At 62.8% G+C, this 19116-nt stretch carries 16 protein-coding genes and 3 pseudogenes; 15 read left to right on the top strand and 4 right to left on the bottom strand.

Annotated features, from left to right (window positions below):
* The first annotated feature begins 320 nt into the window (after nt 1-320).
* The 7 genes from BFE01S_RS15415 (at nt 321) to BFE01S_RS15385 (ending at nt 6345) form a co-directional block, all read left to right on the top strand.
* Nucleotides 321-1097: a DUF4118 domain-containing protein gene (locus BFE01S_RS15415; protein WP_028226301.1), complete on the top strand. Its 777-nt coding sequence runs from the start codon at nt 321-323 to the stop codon at nt 1095-1097.
* Between the two features lies 1 nt (nt 1098).
* Nucleotides 1099-2031, top strand: coding sequence for an alpha/beta hydrolase (locus BFE01S_RS15410; protein ID WP_028226300.1), 933 nt, complete (start codon nt 1099-1101; stop codon nt 2029-2031).
* The gene (locus BFE01S_RS15405; protein ID WP_084169877.1) at nt 2028-2876 is read left to right on the top strand and encodes a MipA/OmpV family protein; all 849 of its coding nucleotides are present in this window, start codon (nt 2028-2030) and stop codon (nt 2874-2876) included. Before BFE01S_RS15410 ends, BFE01S_RS15405 begins: the two co-directional genes overlap by 4 nt.
* 90 nt (nt 2877-2966) lie before the next feature.
* Nucleotides 2967-3356, top strand: coding sequence for a hypothetical protein (locus BFE01S_RS15400; protein WP_028226298.1), 390 nt, complete (start codon nt 2967-2969; stop codon nt 3354-3356).
* Between the two features lie 219 nt (nt 3357-3575).
* The gene (locus tag BFE01S_RS15395; RefSeq protein ID WP_028226297.1) at nt 3576-4211 is read left to right on the top strand and encodes a TetR/AcrR family transcriptional regulator; all 636 of its coding nucleotides are present in this window, start codon (nt 3576-3578) and stop codon (nt 4209-4211) included.
* 8 nt (nt 4212-4219) lie between these two features.
* Nucleotides 4220-5329: an alkene reductase gene (locus BFE01S_RS15390; RefSeq protein ID WP_028226296.1), complete on the top strand. Its 1110-nt coding sequence runs from the start codon at nt 4220-4222 to the stop codon at nt 5327-5329.
* 41 nt (nt 5330-5370) lie between these two features.
* Nucleotides 5371-6345 carry an alpha/beta fold hydrolase gene (locus BFE01S_RS15385; RefSeq protein WP_042337715.1) on the top strand — a complete coding sequence of 325 codons (975 nt, stop codon included), beginning with the start codon at nt 5371-5373 and terminating at the stop codon, nt 6343-6345.
* Nucleotides 6346-6372: 27 nt separating this feature from the next.
* On the opposite strand, the gene BFE01S_RS15380 is transcribed toward BFE01S_RS15385, so the two are convergent.
* Entirely contained in the window at nt 6373-7266 is an 894-nt protein-coding gene (locus tag BFE01S_RS15380) for a LysR family transcriptional regulator (RefSeq protein ID WP_028226294.1), read from the bottom strand.
* Nucleotides 7267-7366: 100 nt separating this feature from the next.
* On the opposite strand from BFE01S_RS15380, the gene BFE01S_RS15375 reads away from it, so the two are divergent.
* From BFE01S_RS15375 to BFE01S_RS15355, 5 genes and pseudogenes are all read left to right on the top strand, one after another.
* Nucleotides 7367-8671, top strand: a complete 1305-nt coding sequence (locus BFE01S_RS15375; protein ID WP_028226293.1) for a CitMHS family transporter — start codon at nt 7367-7369, stop codon at nt 8669-8671.
* 18 nt (nt 8672-8689) lie between these two features.
* On the top strand, nt 8690-10063 hold the full coding sequence (locus BFE01S_RS15370) for an acyclic terpene utilization AtuA family protein (protein ID WP_028226292.1): 1374 nt from the start codon (nt 8690-8692) through the stop codon (nt 10061-10063).
* Nucleotides 10050-10355 (top strand): annotated as a pseudogene (locus BFE01S_RS38700) (AtuA-related protein); the annotation flags it as partial. The gene BFE01S_RS15370 and the pseudogene BFE01S_RS38700, both read left to right, overlap by 14 nt.
* 405 nt (nt 10356-10760) lie before the next feature.
* Complete coding sequence (locus BFE01S_RS46395) at nt 10761-11636, top strand: GNAT family N-acetyltransferase (protein WP_084169875.1); 876 nt, start codon at nt 10761-10763, stop codon at nt 11634-11636.
* The gene (locus BFE01S_RS15355) at nt 11590-11775 is read left to right on the top strand and encodes a CsbD family protein (RefSeq protein ID WP_028226291.1); all 186 of its coding nucleotides are present in this window, start codon (nt 11590-11592) and stop codon (nt 11773-11775) included. The genes BFE01S_RS46395 and BFE01S_RS15355 overlap by 47 nt, the downstream gene beginning before the upstream one ends.
* A 75-nt stretch (nt 11776-11850) precedes the next feature.
* Here the strand turns inward: BFE01S_RS15355 and BFE01S_RS15350 are convergent, their stop codons facing one another.
* On the bottom strand, nt 11851-13068 hold the full coding sequence (locus tag BFE01S_RS15350) for an MDR family NADP-dependent oxidoreductase (protein ID WP_218002913.1): 1218 nt from the start codon (nt 13066-13068) through the stop codon (nt 11851-11853).
* A gap of 330 nt (nt 13069-13398) precedes the next feature.
* On the opposite strand from BFE01S_RS15350, the pseudogene BFE01S_RS45815 reads away from it, so the two are divergent.
* Nucleotides 13399-13500, top strand: a pseudogene (locus tag BFE01S_RS45815) (IS5/IS1182 family transposase); the annotation flags it as partial.
* A 352-nt stretch (nt 13501-13852) separates the two neighbouring features.
* Here BFE01S_RS45815 and BFE01S_RS15345 read toward each other — a convergent pair.
* Nucleotides 13853-16495 carry a TonB-dependent receptor gene (locus BFE01S_RS15345; protein WP_028226289.1) on the bottom strand — a complete coding sequence of 881 codons (2643 nt, stop codon included), beginning with the start codon at nt 16493-16495 and terminating at the stop codon, nt 13853-13855.
* An 819-nt stretch (nt 16496-17314) separates the two neighbouring features.
* Entirely contained in the window at nt 17315-17770 is a 456-nt protein-coding gene (locus BFE01S_RS44300; RefSeq protein ID WP_156967022.1) for a hypothetical protein, read from the bottom strand.
* Between BFE01S_RS44300 and BFE01S_RS15340 the strand changes: the two genes are divergently transcribed.
* On the top strand, nt 17753-18457 hold the full coding sequence (locus BFE01S_RS15340; RefSeq protein WP_062871682.1) for an energy transducer TonB: 705 nt from the start codon (nt 17753-17755) through the stop codon (nt 18455-18457). The genes BFE01S_RS44300 and BFE01S_RS15340 overlap by 18 nt on opposite strands.
* Nucleotides 18458-18543: 86 nt before the next feature.
* Nucleotides 18544-19116 (top strand): annotated as a pseudogene (locus BFE01S_RS15335) (MotA/TolQ/ExbB proton channel family protein); the annotation flags it as partial.

Raw genomic sequence — 19116 nt, 5'->3', positions numbered from 1 at the left:
TTTCCGGCACGTCATGACGCACCTTTTCAAGCGGACGAAAGCGATTCGTTTGTCGTCCGTAACCCGGTGCCGGGCGGGTCGCCATATTGGGGAAAGCCGCAATTTTTCAGACAAATTTTGCAAGTAATCAGTGGTAATATGAGCGACCTTAAAATTTAACGTTCGATCCCCGGTGCCTTGCGCGAACGAGACGCGCACCGTGGCGCAAGCTTCAAGTCTTCGGGGTACACCGTTTCTTACTTATTACAACGCAAGGCCTGCCGCCTGCGGGGCGTCATTCGTGCGCCGCGGCCCCGATATAGGCCCGTTTTCAACAGATCATGAAAGTCCGTAATGCCAGGCACTGGGCGCCGCGGGGAAGGCGCCGGTGGCTCCTTGCACTCTGCGCGCTCGTCGCGGCCAGCGGCCTGCGCCTTGCGCTCCATCCGTTCCTCGGTCCCGTGATGCCCAGCACGACGTTCGGCATCGCCGCGGCACTGGTCGAGTATTTCCTCGGCCTCGGGCCTGCCTTGATGGTCATGATGCTGGGTCTCGGCATTGCCGACTATCTGTTCGTGCCGCCGTACGCGAACATCACCTACTTCGATCATCGCGATCTCATCCTGGTGATCGCGCATCCGCTCGTTTCCCTCATCGTCATTACGCTGATCGAGCGCTTGCGGCGCGAGCAGTTCCGCGCGCAGTTGATCGCTTCCGTTGCCCAGTCGCGCTACGAGATGCTGCTGCGTCACGACAACGAGCGCGCGCTCGCGCGGCGCGCCGTCGATGAAACACACCGGCTGCTGCACCATCTCGCGCAGCATCATCAGGAACTCATCCTCATCAAGGCGCTCGAACGCGATGCGGCCGCGCGCGCGAGCGTGGGCCAGAGCACGTCGTGGGCGCTGCCCCATGCGGCGGAAATCGCGCCGGGGCCGCTCTTCGAGGCCGTGCATCCCGAGGACATCCAGCGCCTCACGAATGCGCTCTGGCCCGGCGGTCACCGGGTGCGCCTGCGCCGGCCCCCGCACGAGAGCGAATTCCGGCTCGCCCACTGCCGGTGCGACCGGTTCACGACACACGCAGGCGACTTCCTCGTGCTGCGCATGGAGCATTGATGTGGCAACCGTAGCCTTCGAACCGGCGGCCGTCGAGGCGCCGTCCACGGCCGCCGGCCCGTCCACGCGCTTCTTCAGCGAAGGCGACGGCCACGCAGTCCTGCTGCTGCACGGGCTGGCGAGCTCGCCGCTCGAACTGCGCTATCTCTCGCGCTATCTGCAGGGCGAGGGCTTCACGGTCTGTGTGCCGGTGATCGAAGGCTACAGCGCCGGCTCGCTCGAACTACCGATGGAGCGCTGGGTCGAAAACGCGGTGCGCGAATTCGACGCACTGGCGGCGCGCTACGAGCGGGTTTCGGTTTGCGGCCTGTCGATTGGCGGCGCGCTCGCGCTGCGGCTGATCCGCGCCCGCCCGAATGCCCAGGCGCTCGTGCTTCTCTCGCTTACGCTCAGCTACGACGGCTGGGCGATTCCCTGGTATCGTTTTTTGCTCGACTGGGCGTACTACACGCCGCTGCGCAGCCGCTACCGCTACCGCGAGGCCGAACCATTCGGACTGCGAAACGAAGCGCTGCGCGCGAAGATCGCCCGCGCGATGCAGCGCAATGCGTTCAGCGAAGTCGGGCCGTCCACCATCTCGCTGCTCGCGCTGCACGAGGCCTCGCGCCTTTCGCGCGCCGCGCGCAGGGAAGTGTCGGCCATCGAAAACGATACGCTCGTGATTCACGCCATCGACGACGAAACCTCGAGCCCGCGCAACCCGCGCTATGTGATCGACCACATCGGCGCGAGCTTCCTGCGCACCGTGTGGCTCGACGACTCCTACCACATGATCACTTCGGACAACGAGCGCGAGATCGTCGCGCGCGAAACGGCCGTGTTCCTGCGCGAAAGCGAAGTGGCGCGCGGCGCGGGCAGGGAGGGCGGCCAGCCGGTCGTCTCGAAGGCGCTGGCCCGGCGCCTGCGTCAACTGGCGGCGGTGGGCCAGCGATGACGCCATTCGCAGCATTCGCAGGGAGGAAACGGCTGGTGTGTTCGGTGGCGGCGGTAGCGGTGCTGGCGATGGCGCAGCATGCCTGGGCCGACGACAGCACCACCGCGTCGGCGGCCAGCACCGGCACCACCGCAACCACCGCAACCACGACTGCCGATTCCGACTGGAAGATCGCCATCGGCCCCGGCTTCTATCTCGCGCCGCAGTACCCCGGCGCCAACCGCCTGAAGGTCTATCCGTTCCCCGCGCTCGACATTTCCTGGCGCGACCGCATCTTCTCGCAGGGCCCGGACGTGCTCGGCGTGAACGTGATCTCGTCGGAGAACTACCATGTGGGCGCCTCGCTGAGCTTCGATTTCCAGTCGCGCACGGCGTCCGACGACCCGCATCTGCGCGGGCTCGGCAACGTGGACGACGGCCCCAAGCTGCGCCTCTTCGCCGACTACACCGTGTGGGCGTTCACGGGCGCCGTGGCGGTGTACCAGGACATCAGCGGCGACGGCCAGGGCACGACGGCGAGCGCGGATCTTTACGCGTCGCTGCCGCTGCAGGGCTGGCTCTTCTCGGTCGGCCCGGGGCTCACATGGGCAAGCGCCGTCTACACGCGCACGCTGTTCGGCGTTTCGGCGGCGCAGAGCACGGCGTCCGGGCTGCCGCAATACGAAGCCGGCTCCGGCGTGCGCGATCTGCACGTGACGTTCGCCGCGACGCACGACTTCTCGAAGCACTGGGTGGGTTCGGTGAACGCGACCCTCGGACGCCTCGAACACTACGCCGCGGGCAGCCCGGTGACCGAACGCCGCCGGGAGTTGACGACCTTTGGTGCGCTGGACTACCGTTTCTGAGCGCCTTGAGCGGGCGGGGCAGCTTGCTTCCTCCCGCTGCGAACGCTGGCGGCCGCCATGCGTAAGGCGTTGCCTGGAGACTGTGACCGTATGCCCGCGACTGTCCGCAATTCCTTGCTATGGATCTTCGAGCCGCTCGAGCGCGACGCCACCTACGTCACGAAGCGGATGTTCGGATCCGATGCCGCGTATCTGGACGGCCTGCTCTGTCTCACCGCCGGCGACGGCGACGAGCCCTGGAACGGGCTTCTCGTCTGCACGTCGCGCGAGCATCACGCCGCGCTCATCGAGGAGCTTCCGGCACTGAAGCCGCATTCGGTGCTCGGAAAATGGCTCTATATTTCGCAGGCCGATGCGGCGTTCGAAGACACCGCGGAAACGGTCGTGGGCCTCGTGCTTGCACGCGATCCGCGCATCGGCGTGGCGCCGACGCCGCGCAAACGCGGGCACAAGAGCGTGCTGCCCAAGGGCAAGGGCTGACGCGCGCTTGCCGATCCCTGGCGTTGCAGTGCAACGTGCTTCGCAAACGCACGGAGCGCTTCCTCATTTCTCGACAGAAACACCCACTGGCCCACGCGCGCCGCAATCAGCAGGCGTTGGTGGAGGCCGGGAATCGACTTACAGGGGCTAAAGCGGGGGCGAAAGCGGGCGCAAGAGGGGCTGTTTGACTTTTAAGACGACCGGTCATATTATTCGGCCATGTCTCGAACCGCCGACAAAACCGACATCCCGAATCGCCTTGTGAGGGCGGGGCGCGAGCTCTTCTCGCGCCAGGGCTACAACGCCACCGGCATCCAGCAGATCACCGATCACGCGGGCGTCCCGAAGGGCTCGTTCTACAACCACTTCGAGAGCAAGGAAGCTTTCGCGGTGGAGATCATTGCGCAGTACGCGGCCTACCTGCAGCGCTCGTGGGAAGCGATGATGGCGAGCGCGCCGCCGCAGCCCATGGCCGCGATTCGCTACGTGTTCGAGCAGATGATCGCGTACCACGAGCGCCGGTCGATGCAGGTCGGGTGCCTCGTCGGCAATTTCGCGGCGGAGATCGGGCTTGCGAGCGACCCGTGCCGCGTCGCGCTGCTCGACGCGCAGCGCGAATGGCGCGAGCGCCTTGCCGGGATGATCGGCCGTGCGCAGGCACATGGCGACATTCGCGCGGATGTCGATGCGGTTGCGCTGTCGGGTCTCGCATGGGATGCCTGGGAAGGCGCCCTGCTGCGCGTGAAGCTCGAGCGCTCGGTGGAGCCGCTGCGCCAGAGCGTCGAGCTGATTCTCGATCGTCTTTTCCCGCCGCCCGTCCGGGCGGCCGCCCCCGTCACGCCAACTTTGGAGTAGTCCTAAACATGGGTGTCCAGACCGAAACCGGCCTCACCGACGTGCTGTTCCAGCCGATCAAGCTCGGCAAGCTCGAACTCGCGAACCGCATGGCGATGGCGCCGCTCACGCGCAGCCGCGCCGACGACAGCCTCTCGCCCACCGACATGGTGGTCGAGTACTACAGCCAGCGTGCGGGCGTGGGCCTCATCATCGCCGAGGCGACGCAGGTGTCGGGTACGGCCCAGGGCTATACCCATACGCCGGGTATCTACACCGACGAGCAGATCGCCGCCTGGAAGAAAGTGACCGACGCCGTGCATGCCAAGGGCGGCAAGATCTTCGTGCAGCTCTGGCACACGGGCCGCATGTCGCATACGCACTTCCAGCCGGGCAATCAGGCGCCGGTCGCGCCGTCTGCCATTGCCGCGAAGGCCAAGACCTATATCGTCGATCAGGGTTTTGTCGATTGCTCGGAGCCGCGCGCGCTCGCTACGGCCGAGATCGCCGGTATCGTCGACGACTTCCGCACCGCGGCGGCGAAGGCGATGGAAGCCGGATTCGACGGTGTCGAGATTCACGGCGCACACGGCTATCTGATCGACGCCTTCCTGCGCGATGGCTCGAACCACCGCACCGACACCTACGGCGGCAGCATCGAGAATCGCGCCCGCTTCCTGGTGGAAGTCATGACCGCCGTGATCGGCGAGATTGGTGCGGATCGCGTCGGTATTCGGCTGTCGCCGGTTTCGCCTGTGAACGATTCGTCGGAAAGCAACCCGCAGCCGCTGTTCGAGCACGTGGTGCGCGAACTCGAGAAGCTGCATCCGGTGTATATCCATGTCGTGGAAGGGCATACGGGCGGTCCGCGCGACAACGCGCCGTTCGACTACGAAGCGCTGCGCCGCCTGTACTCCGGCGTCTGGATGCTGAACAACGGCTATACGAAGGAGATGGCAGTCGACGCGCTGCAAAGCGGGCGGGGCGACATGGTCTCGTTCGGCCGCGCCATGATTACGACGCCGGATTTGCCGCGCCGCTTTCGCGAGAATGCGCCGCTCAACCCGCCGTTCAAGGACGCTTCGCTGTACGGCGGCACGGGCGCGCACGGATACGTCGATTATCCGGCGCTGGCCTGAGCCGGAGCGCGTGAGTAGCCGACCCCAAGAGGAGTAGCGCGATGTCGATAGATTGGAAGCATGGTTATGCGTTCACGAACGGCATTCGCGTTCACTACGTCGAAGCAGGAGCCGGGCCGCTCGTGTTGCTGTGCCACGGCTGGCCCGAATCGTGGTTCTCATGGCGTCATCAGATCGCGCCGCTCGCCGCAGCGGGCTTTCGCGTGGTCGCCATGGATCAGCGCGGCTACGGCGAGACCGACGCGCCGCTCGCCATCGACGCGTATCACGTGCTCAATCTCGCAGGCGATCTGGTTGGCCTCGTGCGTGCCCTCGGCGAGGAAGAGGCGACGCTCGTCGGGCACGACTGGGGTTCGATGGTCGTGCAGTACGCTGCCTTGTTGCGTCCCGATGTGTTCAGGAAGATCGCACTCCTGAGCGTGCCTTATATGCCGCGGCACAAGCTGCGGCCGGCGGCGCGCTTCGAAGTCGCCACGCAGGATCACCACTTCTATCAGCATTACTTTCAGGAGCCGGGCAAGGTAGAGCGGGAGTTGGAACTCGACATTCGCCGCTCCCTCCTTGGCGTGCTCTACAGCGCGTCGGGCGATGCGCAGTTCGACGATGCGCACAAGCGGATGAGCTTTGCGAGGTTCGCGAAGGGCACGCGGCTTATCGACAACCTCGCGATTCCCGCCACGCTGCCCGACTGGCTGCCCGCGGCGGATCTCGACTATCTGGTTGGGCGCTTCGAGTTATCCGGCTTTCGCGGCGGGATCAACTGGTACCGGAATCTCGACCGGAACTGGGAGCTGACGCCGTTCCTCGACGGCGCGAAGCTTCTGCAGCCCGCGCTGTTCATTGCCGGCGAACTCGATGGCGTGCTGAAAATGACGCACGACGAGTACGCGAACCTGGCGAACAACGTTCCGCATCTGGCCGGCAATCATCTGATTGCGCGCGGCGGGCATTTCATCCAGCAGGAAAAGCCCGAAGCCGTGACGGAATTGCTGCTGCCGTTCTTGAGCGGACGATAAGCGCAGCGCGCGGGCCAAGGTACGCGCTCATCGCTTCAGCAACGCTTGCCGCATTAGCACTACGAACTTTTCCGTTATGGCAGGCAGGGTCCTGCCTCTCTTCTTCACGATCGCAATCGGCCGCACGAACGCGGGATGCGCGATGGGCTTCGTCACGAGTCCCGGTTCCGCATGCACCTCGCGCGCGGTTTCCGGCAGGATCGTAATGCCGAGCCCCGCGCGCACCATGGCGACGGCCGTCATCATGTAAGTCGGTTCGCAGGCGATGTCGAGCGCTTCGCGCGAAGCGCTGAGCGCGGCATCGACCACTGCGCGCACGCTCGTACCCGGCGCGGTCAGCACCAGCGGCGAGGCCGTGAGATCGTCGAGCGCGATGCGACGCTTCTTCGCCAGCGGATGCGCGCGGGGGCACACCGCCACGAGCCGGTCCACGCCGGCATGCAGCACTTCCAGCATCGGGTCGAGCACCTCGCCGCCGGTCAGGCCGATGTCGGCTTCTTCGTTGCGCACGAGCGCATTGACGCTGCTCGCAACCCCATCGCTGACCTGGAACGCAACCCGCGGCACATCGCGCTTCATCTGCGCGACGAGTTCGGGCAAGACGCTCGCGGCGAACGTCGGCAGGCACGCAATGCGGACCGAACCGCTTTCCCCGGCGCCCAGTGCCCGCGCGTCGCGCAGCACCGCCTCCATGTCGCGCAGCGACTGGCGCAGGAGCGGCAGCAGCTCGCGCCCGGTTTGCGTGAGCGCGACGTTGCGGCTATTGCGGTCGAACAGCCGCACGCCGACGGCTTCCTCCAGTCTGCGTATCTGCACCGTCAGGGCCGGCTGCGAGAGATGCAGCCGCTCGGCCGCACGCGTGAAGCTCCCGGCCTCGGCAACGGCGATGAGCGCGCGAATGTCGCGCAGATTGAGATCCATAATGGTCCGTAATAGCTGCGATCAAATCATTTCAATTGTGTTATCGCCGCTTCGACCATACGCTGACGAGCATCAGAAAACAAGATCCGGAGACAGACTCATGCTGCCTTTATTGGGGCTTGCCACCATCGTCGTCCTGCTTGGGGCGATTCTTTCGAAGCGCATGTCGCCGCTGGTCGCCCTCATCATCGTGCCGATCGCGGCGTCGCTGATCGGCGGGTTCGGCTTGCAGACCAGCCATTTCGTCATCGAGGGGCTCAAGAGTCTCGCACCCGTGGTCGGCATGTTCGTCTTCGCGATCCTGTACTTCGGGACGATTACCGACGCGGGCACGCTCGATCCGATCATCGACCGCATCCTGCGCACCGTCGGCACCAAGCCCACGCGCATTGTGATGGGAACCACGCTGCTCGCCCTGCTCATTCATCTGGATGGCTCGGGCGCCGTGTGTTTCCTCGTGACGATCCCGGCCATGCTGCCGCTCTACGAGCGCCTCGACATGGACAAGCGGGTGCTGGCCGCGGCCGTATCCATGGCCGCGGGCATCAATTTCCTGCCGTGGACAGGGCCGATGATCCGCGCGTCCGCCTCGCTGCATCTGCCCATTTCGTCGCTCTTCAATCCGCTGATTCCTGTGCAGGCCATCGGCCTCGTCTTCGTGTTCGGCATGGCGTGGTGGCTGGGCCGTCGTGAAGAGAAGCGCCTTGGCTACTCGGGCGCGGCCGGTTCGATTCCGATGCCGAAGCGCGAACTCACTCCGGAAGAACAGGCGCTGCGCCGCCCCCGGAACTTCTGGTTCAACATCCTGCTGACCGTCGCCGTGCTCGGCACGATGGTCACGATGGGCGAGAAGATTCCGCCCGCGATCATGTTCATGGTGGGCCTGTGCATCGCGCTGATGGTGAACTACCCGAACGTCGACATGCAGCGCAAGCGCATCGACGCCCACGCGCGCGCCGCGCTGATGATGGCGGGCATCCTGCTCGCGGCCGGCGTGTTCACAGGCATCATGCAGGGCAGCGGCATGCTCAAGGCGATGGCGCAGGCGGCGGTTGGCTTCGTGCCGCCCGCGATGGCGGGGCATATTCCGGTTGCGCTCGGACTCGTGTCGATGCCGCTTTCCATGCTGTTCGATCCCGACTCGTTTTATTTCGGTGTGCTGCCGGTAATTGCAGAGGTGGCGTCGCAGCTTGGCGTGCCGGCGGTACACGTGGGCCAGGCGGCACTGCTTGGCCAGATGACGACCGGATTCCCCGTGAGCCCGCTCACGCCTGCGACGTTTCTCGTTGTTGGCTTGTGCGGCATCGATCTCGCCGATCACCAGAAGTTTACGTTTCCGCTGCTGTTCGGTGCCTCGATCGTGATGACGATTGCTTGTGTCGTGCTGGGCGTGTTTCCGCTGTAACGAGGTAGGGTTGACGCCATGAATGATATCCCTGCAGAAAAGCGCGTGCGCATCGGCGCGGGCGCCGGTTATTCAGGAGACCGCATCGAACCCGCGGTCGAACTCGCGGAGCACGGCGCGCTGGACTATCTCGTGTTCGAGTGCCTTGCCGAGCGCACCATTGCGATCGCGCAGCAGGCGCGCCGCAACGATGCGCAACTGGGCTACGATCCGTTGCTCGAGGCGCGCATGCGCGCCGTACTGCCCGCCGCGGTGAAGCAGCGCGTACGTATCATCTCGAACATGGGTGCGGCCAATCCGCGCGCGGCGGCGAGGAAGACCGCGCAGATCGCAAGCGAGCTCGGCTTGCCCGGCCTGAAGATCGCCGCCGTGACGGGCGACGACGTGCTGGACGCCGTGCTGCGTTCGCACCTGCGCTTCGAAGAATCCGGAGACGACGTGAACGACTACCGGGAGCGCATCGTTTCGGCAAACGCGTATCTCGGCGCGGCACCGATTGTTCAAGCGCTTGCGGCCGGCGCGGATATCGTGCTCACGGGCCGCGTTGCGGACCCTTCGATCTTCACGGCGCCGCTCATCCACGAATTCGGCTGGCACTTCGACGACTGGAACACGCTCGGGCAGGCGACGGTGGTCGGGCATCTGCTCGAATGCGCGGGACAGGTGACGGGCGGCTACTTTGCCGACCCCGGTTACAAGGACGTGCCGAATCTCGCGCGCCTTGGCTTTCCCATCGGCGAAGTGAGCGCGAACGGCGCCGTTGTCGTGACGAAGGTGCCGCACGCCGGCGGCTGCGTGACCGAGGCGACGTGCAAGGAGCAACTGCTCTACGAGATTCACGATCCGGGCCGCTACTATCAGCCGGATGTCGTGGCGGACTTCACGCAGGTGCGCGTTGCTCAGGAAGCGAAGGACCGGGTGCGCGTGACGGGCGGGCGGGGTCAGGCTCGCACCGGTACGCTAAAGGTGTCGGTGGCGTATATCGACGGCTACATCGGTGAAGGCCAGATTTCCTATGGTGGGCCGGGTGCGGTTGCACGGGCGCGGCTTGCGCTCGATATCGTGCGCGAGCGCCTCGCGGCCACGGGCGTCGATACGGGCGAGTTGCGGTTCGATCTGATCGGCGTGAACGCGCTTTACGGCGACGCGCTGGCGGCAAACCATGACGCGCCGTACGAAGTGCGCGTACGCGTGGCGGGTCGTACTGCGAGCGCGAAGGAAGCAGCCCGCATCGGCAACGAAGTTGAGACGCTCTACACCAACGGACCGGCGGGCGGCGGCGGCGTGACCCGGGCGACGAGGGAGGTGCTCGCCGTACAATCGGTGCTGCTGCCGCGCGAGCTGGTGAAACCCGTCTTCGCATTCGTGGAGGCAAGCGATGAAACTGCGTGAACTGGCTCATGGCCGAACCGGCGACAAAGGCAATACGCTTAATGTTTCGGTGATCTGCTACGACGACAAGCACTACGCTTATCTGCGCGAGGCCCTGACGCCCGAGCGTGTGAAGGCGCATCTCGCGGAGGTCGTGCAAGGCGATGTTGTGCGTTACGAGCTTGCATTGCTGGGGGCTTTCAACTTTGTGCTGGGACGGGCGCTCGGCGGCGGGGTCACGCGTTCGCTTGCGCTCGATGCGCATGGGAAGTCGGTGAGTACGGCGTTGCTCGACATGGAAATCGGCGAGCCCTCAGGCGATGTCCCCGCACCCACTTCGCGAGATGCGGCGTTACTCCGTCGCAGCGAACATCGCGAGCCCCCGGCCGGCGCCTGATAACTCTTGCACTTCACTGACCGCCGGACGGCCGTTGACGGCAATGTCCGGGCACGGCAAACTACCCCGATGAGTTCCAGCGCGCTCCAATCCATGATGTGCACCATGACTGCCATTGGCGGGTCGTGGAGAGTGTGACGTTTATTCATCGCACACAGTTTTCCTCTACGGCCCCGCCAGTCAAGACGGGGCCGTGTCTTTTCCAGCCGCTCCGCATTGCCTCGGCACAAACAGGAGTGGTTGCATGCACAACACGATACGTATTGCCTTCCGCCGCAACGTTGACGGCGCGCCAACGCGGTTCTCCAGGCGGGGCATGACATGTTGACGATACGAAAAGCGACCCGCGACGATGCCATCGACGCATGGGAAATCCGCCGAACCTCGGTGCTTGCCGCGTGCGCTGGCCATTATTCCGAAGCCGATCTCGCTGGATGGGTGGAAGGCACACCCACGGAGAGATGGATTAGCGTCGTGGAGCGTGACTTCTACGTCGCCGTCCATGACGGATGGGTGGTGGGTACCGGCATGCTCACCGTAGAAAGCGGGCAGGTGGACGCCATCTTCGTGCGGCCGTCTCACATGGGGCGCGGCATTGGCGGCAAGATGCTGCAGTTTCTCGAAGTGTTGGCCGCTCGCCATGGCCTTGTCGAAATGCGGCTCGACGCCACGTTGAACGCGGCGCCGTTTTATCGGAGTCTCGGCTGGACAGGGGATTCGGTTTCCATCTACCGCACTGCGCGCGGACTGAAATTGGCCTGTGTCCCGATGACCAAACGCGTGCCGCCGGGCTTCGTTGTCCTGTATCGATGGCGCCTGCATCCGGGCAGCGAAGATGCCTTTGTCCAAGGCTGGATACGTTTATCGGATGAGTTTCGATCGCGCGGTTCGCTGGGAGCGAGGCTTCATCGAGGGTCCGATGGCATTTGGTACAGCTACGCGCAATGGCCCAGCGCACAAGCCCGAAACGATGCTTTCTCGATGGGAAATCTCGATGAAACGGCAATGGCGGCAATGCGGGCCGCCATTGCCGAGCCATTTCCGGAGATCGTTCTCGATCCGGTGGCGGGCGGACTCCTCTCGCTGGCCGGGCACGCCGGATGCTCAGTCGAGGGGCCGCGACATGTGTCGCTGAAACCGGAGAGGGATGATGAACAAGGACCACGTGAAGGGAACGGCAGAGAAGGTCAAAGGTAAGGTGAACGAGGCCGTGGGCCGCGCGACGGGCGATTCGGAGCGCGAACTCAAGGGCGATCTGCAACAGGCGCGCGGCGAAGCCCAGAAGAAGGTGGGCGATTTGAAGGACGCCGCCAAGGACGTCACGCGCCGCCATTGAGTCGGCCAGCCGGTCTGGAACCCCGCCTGGGCCACCTCGGGCGGGGTTCGCGCATGCCGCGCGAACCGGCTTCACTCATAGCGCGACCAGCACCACGCCTGTGAGCTTGCCCGCGCATGCTTCCTGCAGGGCGGCAGGCGCTGTATCGAGGCCCGTGAACATTGTGCGTGCAAGATGAAACGTTCCATCTTGTTGCCACGCGCGCTGGCGCGCGATCCATTCGCCGAAGGCGTCGCCGTTTTCCTCGTCCTCGCAGGCGCTGTAGCCGCGTAATGTGATGCTCTTGATAGGCAACTGGAAGGCGTCGATCTCGGTCGGCGCGACGGACGTGGAGCCGGCTGCGTGCAGTTCTGCGCCAAGCGCGCCCAGAATCGCGAAGCGCGCGCCTTCTCGGGCCTGCGCCACGGCGGCCGTCAACTGTTCGCCGCCGACCATGTCGACGAATACGTCGATACCATTGGGAGCGGCTTCCGCGAGTTGTGCCGCGAACGGTTTGCCGTCGTGCACGATCACGGTGTCGTAGCCGAGCGTCTGCTTCATCCATTGGGCTTTGGCCGCGCTGCGGGTGCTGCCGATGACGCGTGCGGCCCCGAGCCGGCGCGCGATCTGCCCGGCCATCGATCCGATGGCGCCGGCGCCGCTGGAGACGAGTACCGTATCCCCGCGTCGTAGTTGAATGCCTCGGGTCAATGCGGCATAGGCGGTCCAGCCGTGACCGAGCCAGGCGGCGGGATCGACCGGTCCCGGTGGCAACGTTTTGCATTGCCTCTCATCGACAACAGCATAGTCGCGCCAGCCGAGCGGGTGCGAGACGGTGGCGCCCGCGCGTAGTTCCGTGCCGGGACCGGCTGCGACGACCTCGCCGATTGCGCCATCGGAGAGCACATCGCCTGGTTTGAGCGTGGGAAACGGGATACCTTTGATATCCTGAGCATCGGGACTGGCCATCAATCGCGTGGAGATTGAGATGCGGAACCACCGGTTTCGTATCAGCACTTGATGCGGTGCGAGCGGGGCCAGTGGCGTCTCGATGAGGACGAAGTCCGAGGCCTTGAGTGTGCCTTGCGGGCGAGTAGCAAGCGTGACTTGGCGAGATGAGCGAGGGCGTAGTGCCATTAAGGAGTCCTTCGATGAGCAGGCCGGCGGGGATGCCGAGCCCGGTTTTGCCTGCGCAGACAGGTTGAAATTGTCGCGCGGGCGCGGTCCTGTGGCTACTCGCGTTCGGCTGTGGGCTTGACCGCTGCGCGCAGGCCGGTGGTGGTGGCGTTCGGACTTACCGGCAGGCGGACTCATGGTAACGGCGGCTCGCGTTCTGGCTATGTGCTCTAGAATGGCGGTTCTTTTTGCGGCATCTCGGGGCGCGTCGTGACCCGAGAATCAAGAGCGACCTGAACCGATAAAATCGATGCTCACACTCCATCCGATTGACCGCCAGTCTTCGCGCGGCGTAGCGCGTTTGCAGGCTGTGCTCGAAGGCGCGCCGGGCTATAGCTTGACTGTGGAAGGCAAACTGCCGCCATCGAAACACTTGACGCACTGCCGCCCGGGAAAGATCACACGGACAAGTTCGTCTACGAAATTACGCAAGATGCTGATGCAATCGGATGTATCGAACTGGTGCGTGGCTATCCAAAGGTGCATTATCGCGGGTTGATGAAGAACACGCAGCTACTGCATACGCTGTTTGCCTTGAGAAAACTGTGGATAGTCACTACAAAATTATAAAGGAATCCATAGCATGAATGAACGTGGACCCGGTTTAGACGAGCGCAAACGCGGACTGCTGGACTATACCCATGCTGAAGAGAACGTCGAATTCGAGAGTTTCGCCTCACTGATTTCACTTGGGCGATACTTACATCGGTCAGGTCGGCGTTGCCGACCGCGTTTTGAACGCCATCCTTAGCGCAGTCATCTATTCGATATCAACGAGTGTTATATCACTTTAAGGGTTGCCGGATGCCGGCTCACGGTCGTATGACCGTGAGCCGGCGAGGTCGCATAAGAACGGGCATCCAACGCATATCCCTACGCGCCTTCCTTCGTGGCAAGAGCCTGGCACTGAAGCGTTCGAACCTCAGAACTTGTAAGTCGCACCGATCTGGCCGTAGCGGCCAATGCCCGAATACACCGATGGATCGTAGTAGCCGCGATAGGTATACATCCACACCGGGTCGAAGGGCGGCATGCGGTTGGCCAGGTTGTTGATGCCGCCATAAAGCGTCCAGTTCCTGAAACCGGTGTAAGTCACGAACAGATTGAAGAGGCTGTAAGACCCGACGTTCGATCCGCGATCGATCACCTGGGCATAGGGGCCTGTGAATTGCCAGGTCAATGCAGTCGTCCATTTGTGCCACGCCCAGCTCAGCTGGGTGTTGCCTTTCCAGCGCGGGAAAGCGCCTCCAAACACCGTATCGTTGGGGAGGTTGCTGCCAGCCAGGTCGCTTGCAATCCCGTTCAATGGCATTGTGAAATGCCAGACATAGGCCCAGTCGCCCGAGAGCGTGAAGGTGCCGATCCGGGTCGGCAGCGCTTGCCGGAAAGTGGTTTCGAAGCCATCGGTGTGAAGGAACGAAAAATTCTGGTAGCCAAGATCGTAGAACGGTTGGCCCGGATTGGCGTTATAGGCGGCGACGATATTGCCTTGGCCGATCACGTTGCTGACGTCGATTTTGTACCAGTCGAGGCCGATGTCAGTGTAGCGCGTTGGCGAAAACTCAAAGCCAAGATTGTAGTTCCGTGTGTGTTCGGGCTGGAGGTTGGGGTTGCCCTGAAAATATTCGTTGACGTTCGTGCCCTCGATGGTCTGATAGGTCACGCTGCCCTTTTCGTAGAGTTCGATCAGCGTCGGCGCACGGAAACCCCGGTCGTACGAGGCATACAAGGTCAGGGGTTGGACCGGCTGGTAGCGCAGTGCGAAGCGGGGCGAGAACACGCCGCCGAAGTCGTCGTAGTGATCGTAGCGACCCGACTGGCTGAACGTCAGGTTACGCAGCAGCGGAATGTCGATCTGGTAATAGACGGCGGCGACATTTCGCTCGCCATCCACCGCCTGGGTGTACGGGTTGACGAATGCGGTGGAGCCCGGGCCGATGTACTCGCTCTGATGTTGAAACTGCGCGCCGAATCCCACGCCTACGTTCCCCGCCGGCAGCTTGAACAGGTCCGACGTGGAGATTGTGGCATCGACCGTATCCAGCTTCGAAATTGCCTGGTCGTACGAAGTACCGAGCACACCCGGCAGGCTGTTTAGCGTGGCCGCGCTGAAGGTGGATGGCGTTACGCCGTTCAGATAGCTCTGCACCACCGATGCATTGACCTGGTTCGTGTAGGCATTGGACACTTCGCTTTGCGAATGGCCATACGACGCGGACCAGTCCCACTCGCCGAGTTTTGCTGTGCTGAACGAACCTTTCACGCCAGTCGACGCTCGATAGAAGTTGGAGTTGGTATTCACGGCCTGCGCAGACGGGAAGTAGTAGGTCAGCGGATTCCCGCCTACCGTGGGGGAAAACGCCGCGAAGCCGGTGCCCGGAGCATAGTAGAGCGACGGTACGAGTGCGTTGGCGCCGAATCCGGTCAGCCCGGACAGGAGCGAGGTGGTGTTGTAGCTCTCCCAGAGATCGGCAAACGCCTGAACGTTATCGCTGATCTGGAAGTCCGCATGCACCTTGGCACTTGTGTGCTCGACCTGAGGTGCGAGCGATTGACCACTCGCACCATTCTGGGAGCAGACTGTTCCTGCGGTCTGCGTTTGCAGGTTGTTTGCAGCAGACGTCACCGTGCCCGTCGGGCCGCATGGACTCAGTGCGCGCGGCCCAGTCGGGGTCGTGAGAAACGAACTGGGTTGCGAGAAAAAGCCACCCGGCAGGCCGGAGTAGTCTTCGTTGCTGGTGATGTCGCGCTGATCCATGGTGATGCCGCTGGCGCGGTAGTAGCTGAGGGCGGCGGTCACATTGAAACGGTCCGAGTTCAGATCACCGAAACCGCCCAGCACGCTAAAGTTCGTAGTGCCCTGGCCGCCCTGTTGCGCTCCCCCTAGGCTGCCGTCGAGTTGCAGGCCCTGGAAATCTTTCTTCGTGATGATATTGATCACGCCTGCGATCGCATCCGAACCATACTGCGATACCGCTCCTGTCTTGACGACCTCGATACGGTCGATCATGTTCGTAGGTATCGTATTGACGTCAAAAAACGTTTCGGTGCCCCCGGTCGCGAAGCCATAGAGTGCGGCGCGCTGCCCGTCGATCAAGGTCAACGTGTATTTCTCGCTCAGGCCGCGCAGCGCGATGCCCGCTCCGCCTGGCGCCTGGTTGAGTACCGTGTCCTCGCCATAGCTGCTGGCCGAGTTGACAGTCGAGTCGCGAAGATAATTCGTCACGGTGGTGGCACCGCTGCTCTGGATATCCTTCTGCGTAACGGTTTGAACCTGGTTGAATCCCGTTTTGTCGGAACTGCGAATCAGTGAACCGGTTACTTCGAAGCGCTTTATCTGGGCAACGTTGTTGCCTGAATGCCCTGTAGCGGCAGTGCCGGGCGCAGGCGTTGCAGATGCGGACTTCTGTGTGCCGGGTGAGGCTGCACTGCCAGTACTATCGGCAACGGTTCCCGGGGGAGCCGGCTGATTTTGCGCAAGGGCCGGCACGACGAACGCGGCCGACAAGGCGAACTCTGCCCAGATGATTCTCTTGATAGCTAGCGCTAACGCTCTTTGTTTCATTTTTCCACTTCTCTCTTGTCGGTAACGTCGAACAGGTAAAGGTATCGAATAGAAACTGTATTGATTTGTATACCTAACTTAAAAATTGAAGTTCAGAAGAAGTAACTTTGAAAAATAATCTTCCAGCACAAGGGCGATGAGCTAGTCTTCGGCAACTGGGCCGTGTTGAAGCTATCGCTTCGGTATCGAGGCCCGTTGCATGAAGCCGTTACCCATGTGCTTGCGCACGCGTGCTCCGAGCCATCAGTTCACGGGTCCGGAAGCACACGGTCGCGAGTTGATGCATTGCTACGCGATGCCATACGGACGTGCGGGGTCGCAGCGTCCGGACGGCGCTAATCAGGGTGCACAGAGGATTAACTACGGCGCGCACCGTTTGCCTGCTGGCAAGACGGCGGCTAAAGAAAGAAGGCGCGGACGTCCTGCTGGTCAGGCAACGAAACAGATCGAAGATCGACAACTGCTACTGTCCAAGATGGATGCCCCTTTGGGTTTGACGGGCGAATTCTAGGTTCGCGCACAGTTGAACGTCAACAGTTTTCTGCTACGGTGAAAGTTAATTCGGTATCCTATATTAATAGTTATGATCGGAGAATCATGCCCGTAGCGGAATTGAGGGATTTTCCGCGATTCACTATAGAGATTGGCATGTCCAACCCCGCTCCATTCATGATTTTTCAGTATTTTCTCTTTATCCATGGTCCGCACGCGAAGCCATGATTTAGCGGGTGAGACCCGAGGATTGAAGTGTCGCCGCGAAGTTTTCCTTCATCTTTCTTCCAGTCAAAGAAATCCGTTGACTTGAGATTTCGGAAGTACTTAGAATTCGGCCGTCATCACAAAGGAGGCGAATGCCTTGGACAGCAGCAGTTGTCGATCTTCGATCTGTTTCGTTGCCTGACCAGCAGGACGTCCGCGCCTTCTTTCTTTAGCCGCCGTCTTGCCAGCAGGCAAACGGTGCGCGCCGTAGTTAATCCTCTGTGCACCCTGATTAGCGCCGTCCAGACGCTGCGACCCCGCAGGCCTGGATGACGCTGCGTCGCGAGCATCAATTCGCGACTGTGCTTGTTCGCTCCCACCAAACAGCGGCGCGAACCGGCACGTCCGTTGCCAGCGGCCTGCATTTACGTTTTGCAGGGGTTTCTGGCAAACAGCAAATGAAATTGCAGCGCCGAATTCTTTGCGAAACCAGGCGTGCTTTGACGTAACAGAACCGCTGCGGTCCCAGAACCGGGCGGGTTCGCCAGGAGAGATGAAGTGGCAGTGAAAGTTCAAGGGCAGCGACTGGAAGACTCGGCCACAGGTCATTGGGCATGGAGGCGGCGCGAGTTCGGACGCAAGCAGCAGAATCCCGTTCGCCGTTATGGCGGCATCGCGGCAGTCATCGTCCTGCACGTCGTGCTGATCTATGCGCTGGTCAACGGCCTCGCGAACAAGGTCGTGCAGGTCATCCAGCATCCCATCGAAACGAAGATCATCGAGCCGGTGAAACCGCCGCCGCCGCCGCCGCTGCCGGTCGTCCAGCTGCCGCCGCCGAAGTTCGCGCCGCCGCCGCCGCCGTTCGTGCCGCCGCCGGAAGTGCCGGTCCAGGCGCCGCCGCAGCAGACCATCACGCACCAGGCCGCGCCCGTTGTCAGCGCACCCGTGACGGCGCCCCCCGCGCCGCCCGCACCGGCAGCCAAGCCGCTCAGCCACGAAGTGGGCGTGGTGTGCCCGAACTCCGACGATATTCGCGGCTCGATCGCGTATCCGAAGGAGGCGCAGGAAAACAACGTGACGGGCGATGTGCTCATCGAATTCGTCGTGGACCCGCAAGGTCATGTCACGAACGAGCGCGTGGCCAAGTCCTCCGACGACAACAGCCTCGACGCTGCGGCGTTCAACGCGGTCAAGAAGTTCAATTGCATTTCGCAGGGTCAGCCGGTGCGTGTGCAGGTTCCGTTCTCGTTCACGCTGAACTGACCCGAAGAGCCGGATGGTGCTGGTCATCATCCTTTTAGTCACTTTTGTGAAGCTGTAGAAGCTCAACGTTTGAATTGGGAGCAAACATGAAGAAGCGTTCTCTCGCCGCTCTTGCGGCAGGCATGTTGATCGTCACCGCGTCGGCCGGCACCCTGGTCGCACCAGACATGGCGTACGCACAGGCCAGCGGCGCGACGGTTGCCGCTCCGGCTTCGGCTTTGCCGCAAGCGGCCAACCCGGCGGCCGGGATAGCGGCACTGCCTCCCTCACCAGTGGCTGCCGTCGAGGTCACGAACCCTTATGGCCTTGATGCCCTGTGGAAGAACGGTGACTTCGTCGCACGCTTCGTGCTGATCCTGCTCGTCATCATGTCGATGGGCAGCTGGTACATCATGATCACCAAGTTCTTCGAGCAGTTTCATGCGAACCGCCGTGCGAAGATCGCCGACGAGCAGGTCTGGAGGGCACCGTCGCTCGTGGCGGGTGCCCGTCAACTGGATGAGTCGTCACCGTTCCGCTTTATGACTGAAGCGGCTGTCAAAGCCGGCGCACACCACGACGAAGCACTGCTCGAAGCCGTGGACCGCAACACCTGGATCGACGCACAGGTCGACCGTTCGATCACGAGCGTGTCCAACCGCCTGCAGGACGGCCTCGCG

It is taken from the genome of Paraburkholderia ferrariae NBRC 106233 (assembly GCF_000685035.1).
In the GTDB taxonomy this organism is placed as follows: domain Bacteria; phylum Pseudomonadota; class Gammaproteobacteria; order Burkholderiales; family Burkholderiaceae; genus Paraburkholderia; species Paraburkholderia ferrariae.
This window is presented reverse-complemented; position numbering and strand designations above follow the sequence as displayed.

Excerpts from the sequence above, each read along its gene's own strand:
- BFE01S_RS15385 (WP_042337715.1), top strand. The coding sequence starts at position 5,371 with ATGTCGATAGATTGGAAGCATGGTTATGCGTTCACGAACGGCATTCGC.
- BFE01S_RS15390 (WP_028226296.1), top strand. The coding sequence starts at position 4,220 with ATGGGTGTCCAGACCGAAACCGGCCTCACCGACGTGCTGTTCCAGCCG.
- BFE01S_RS15345 (WP_028226289.1), bottom strand. The coding sequence starts at position 16,495 with ATGAAACAAAGAGCGTTAGCGCTAGCTATCAAGAGAATCATCTGGGCA.
- BFE01S_RS15405 (WP_084169877.1), top strand. The coding sequence starts at position 2,028 with ATGACGCCATTCGCAGCATTCGCAGGGAGGAAACGGCTGGTGTGTTCG.
- BFE01S_RS15355 (WP_028226291.1), top strand. The coding sequence starts at position 11,590 with ATGAACAAGGACCACGTGAAGGGAACGGCAGAGAAGGTCAAAGGTAAG.
- BFE01S_RS15375 (WP_028226293.1), top strand. The coding sequence starts at position 7,367 with ATGCTGCCTTTATTGGGGCTTGCCACCATCGTCGTCCTGCTTGGGGCG.
- BFE01S_RS15380 (WP_028226294.1), bottom strand. The coding sequence starts at position 7,266 with ATGGATCTCAATCTGCGCGACATTCGCGCGCTCATCGCCGTTGCCGAG.
- BFE01S_RS15395 (WP_028226297.1), top strand. The coding sequence starts at position 3,576 with ATGTCTCGAACCGCCGACAAAACCGACATCCCGAATCGCCTTGTGAGG.
- BFE01S_RS15400 (WP_028226298.1), top strand. The coding sequence starts at position 2,967 with ATGCCCGCGACTGTCCGCAATTCCTTGCTATGGATCTTCGAGCCGCTC.
- BFE01S_RS15370 (WP_028226292.1), top strand. The coding sequence starts at position 8,690 with ATGAATGATATCCCTGCAGAAAAGCGCGTGCGCATCGGCGCGGGCGCC.
- BFE01S_RS15350 (WP_218002913.1), bottom strand. The coding sequence starts at position 13,068 with ATGAGTCCGCCTGCCGGTAAGTCCGAACGCCACCACCACCGGCCTGCG.
- BFE01S_RS15415 (WP_028226301.1), top strand. The coding sequence starts at position 321 with ATGAAAGTCCGTAATGCCAGGCACTGGGCGCCGCGGGGAAGGCGCCGG.
- BFE01S_RS46395 (WP_084169875.1), top strand. The coding sequence starts at position 10,761 with ATGTTGACGATACGAAAAGCGACCCGCGACGATGCCATCGACGCATGG.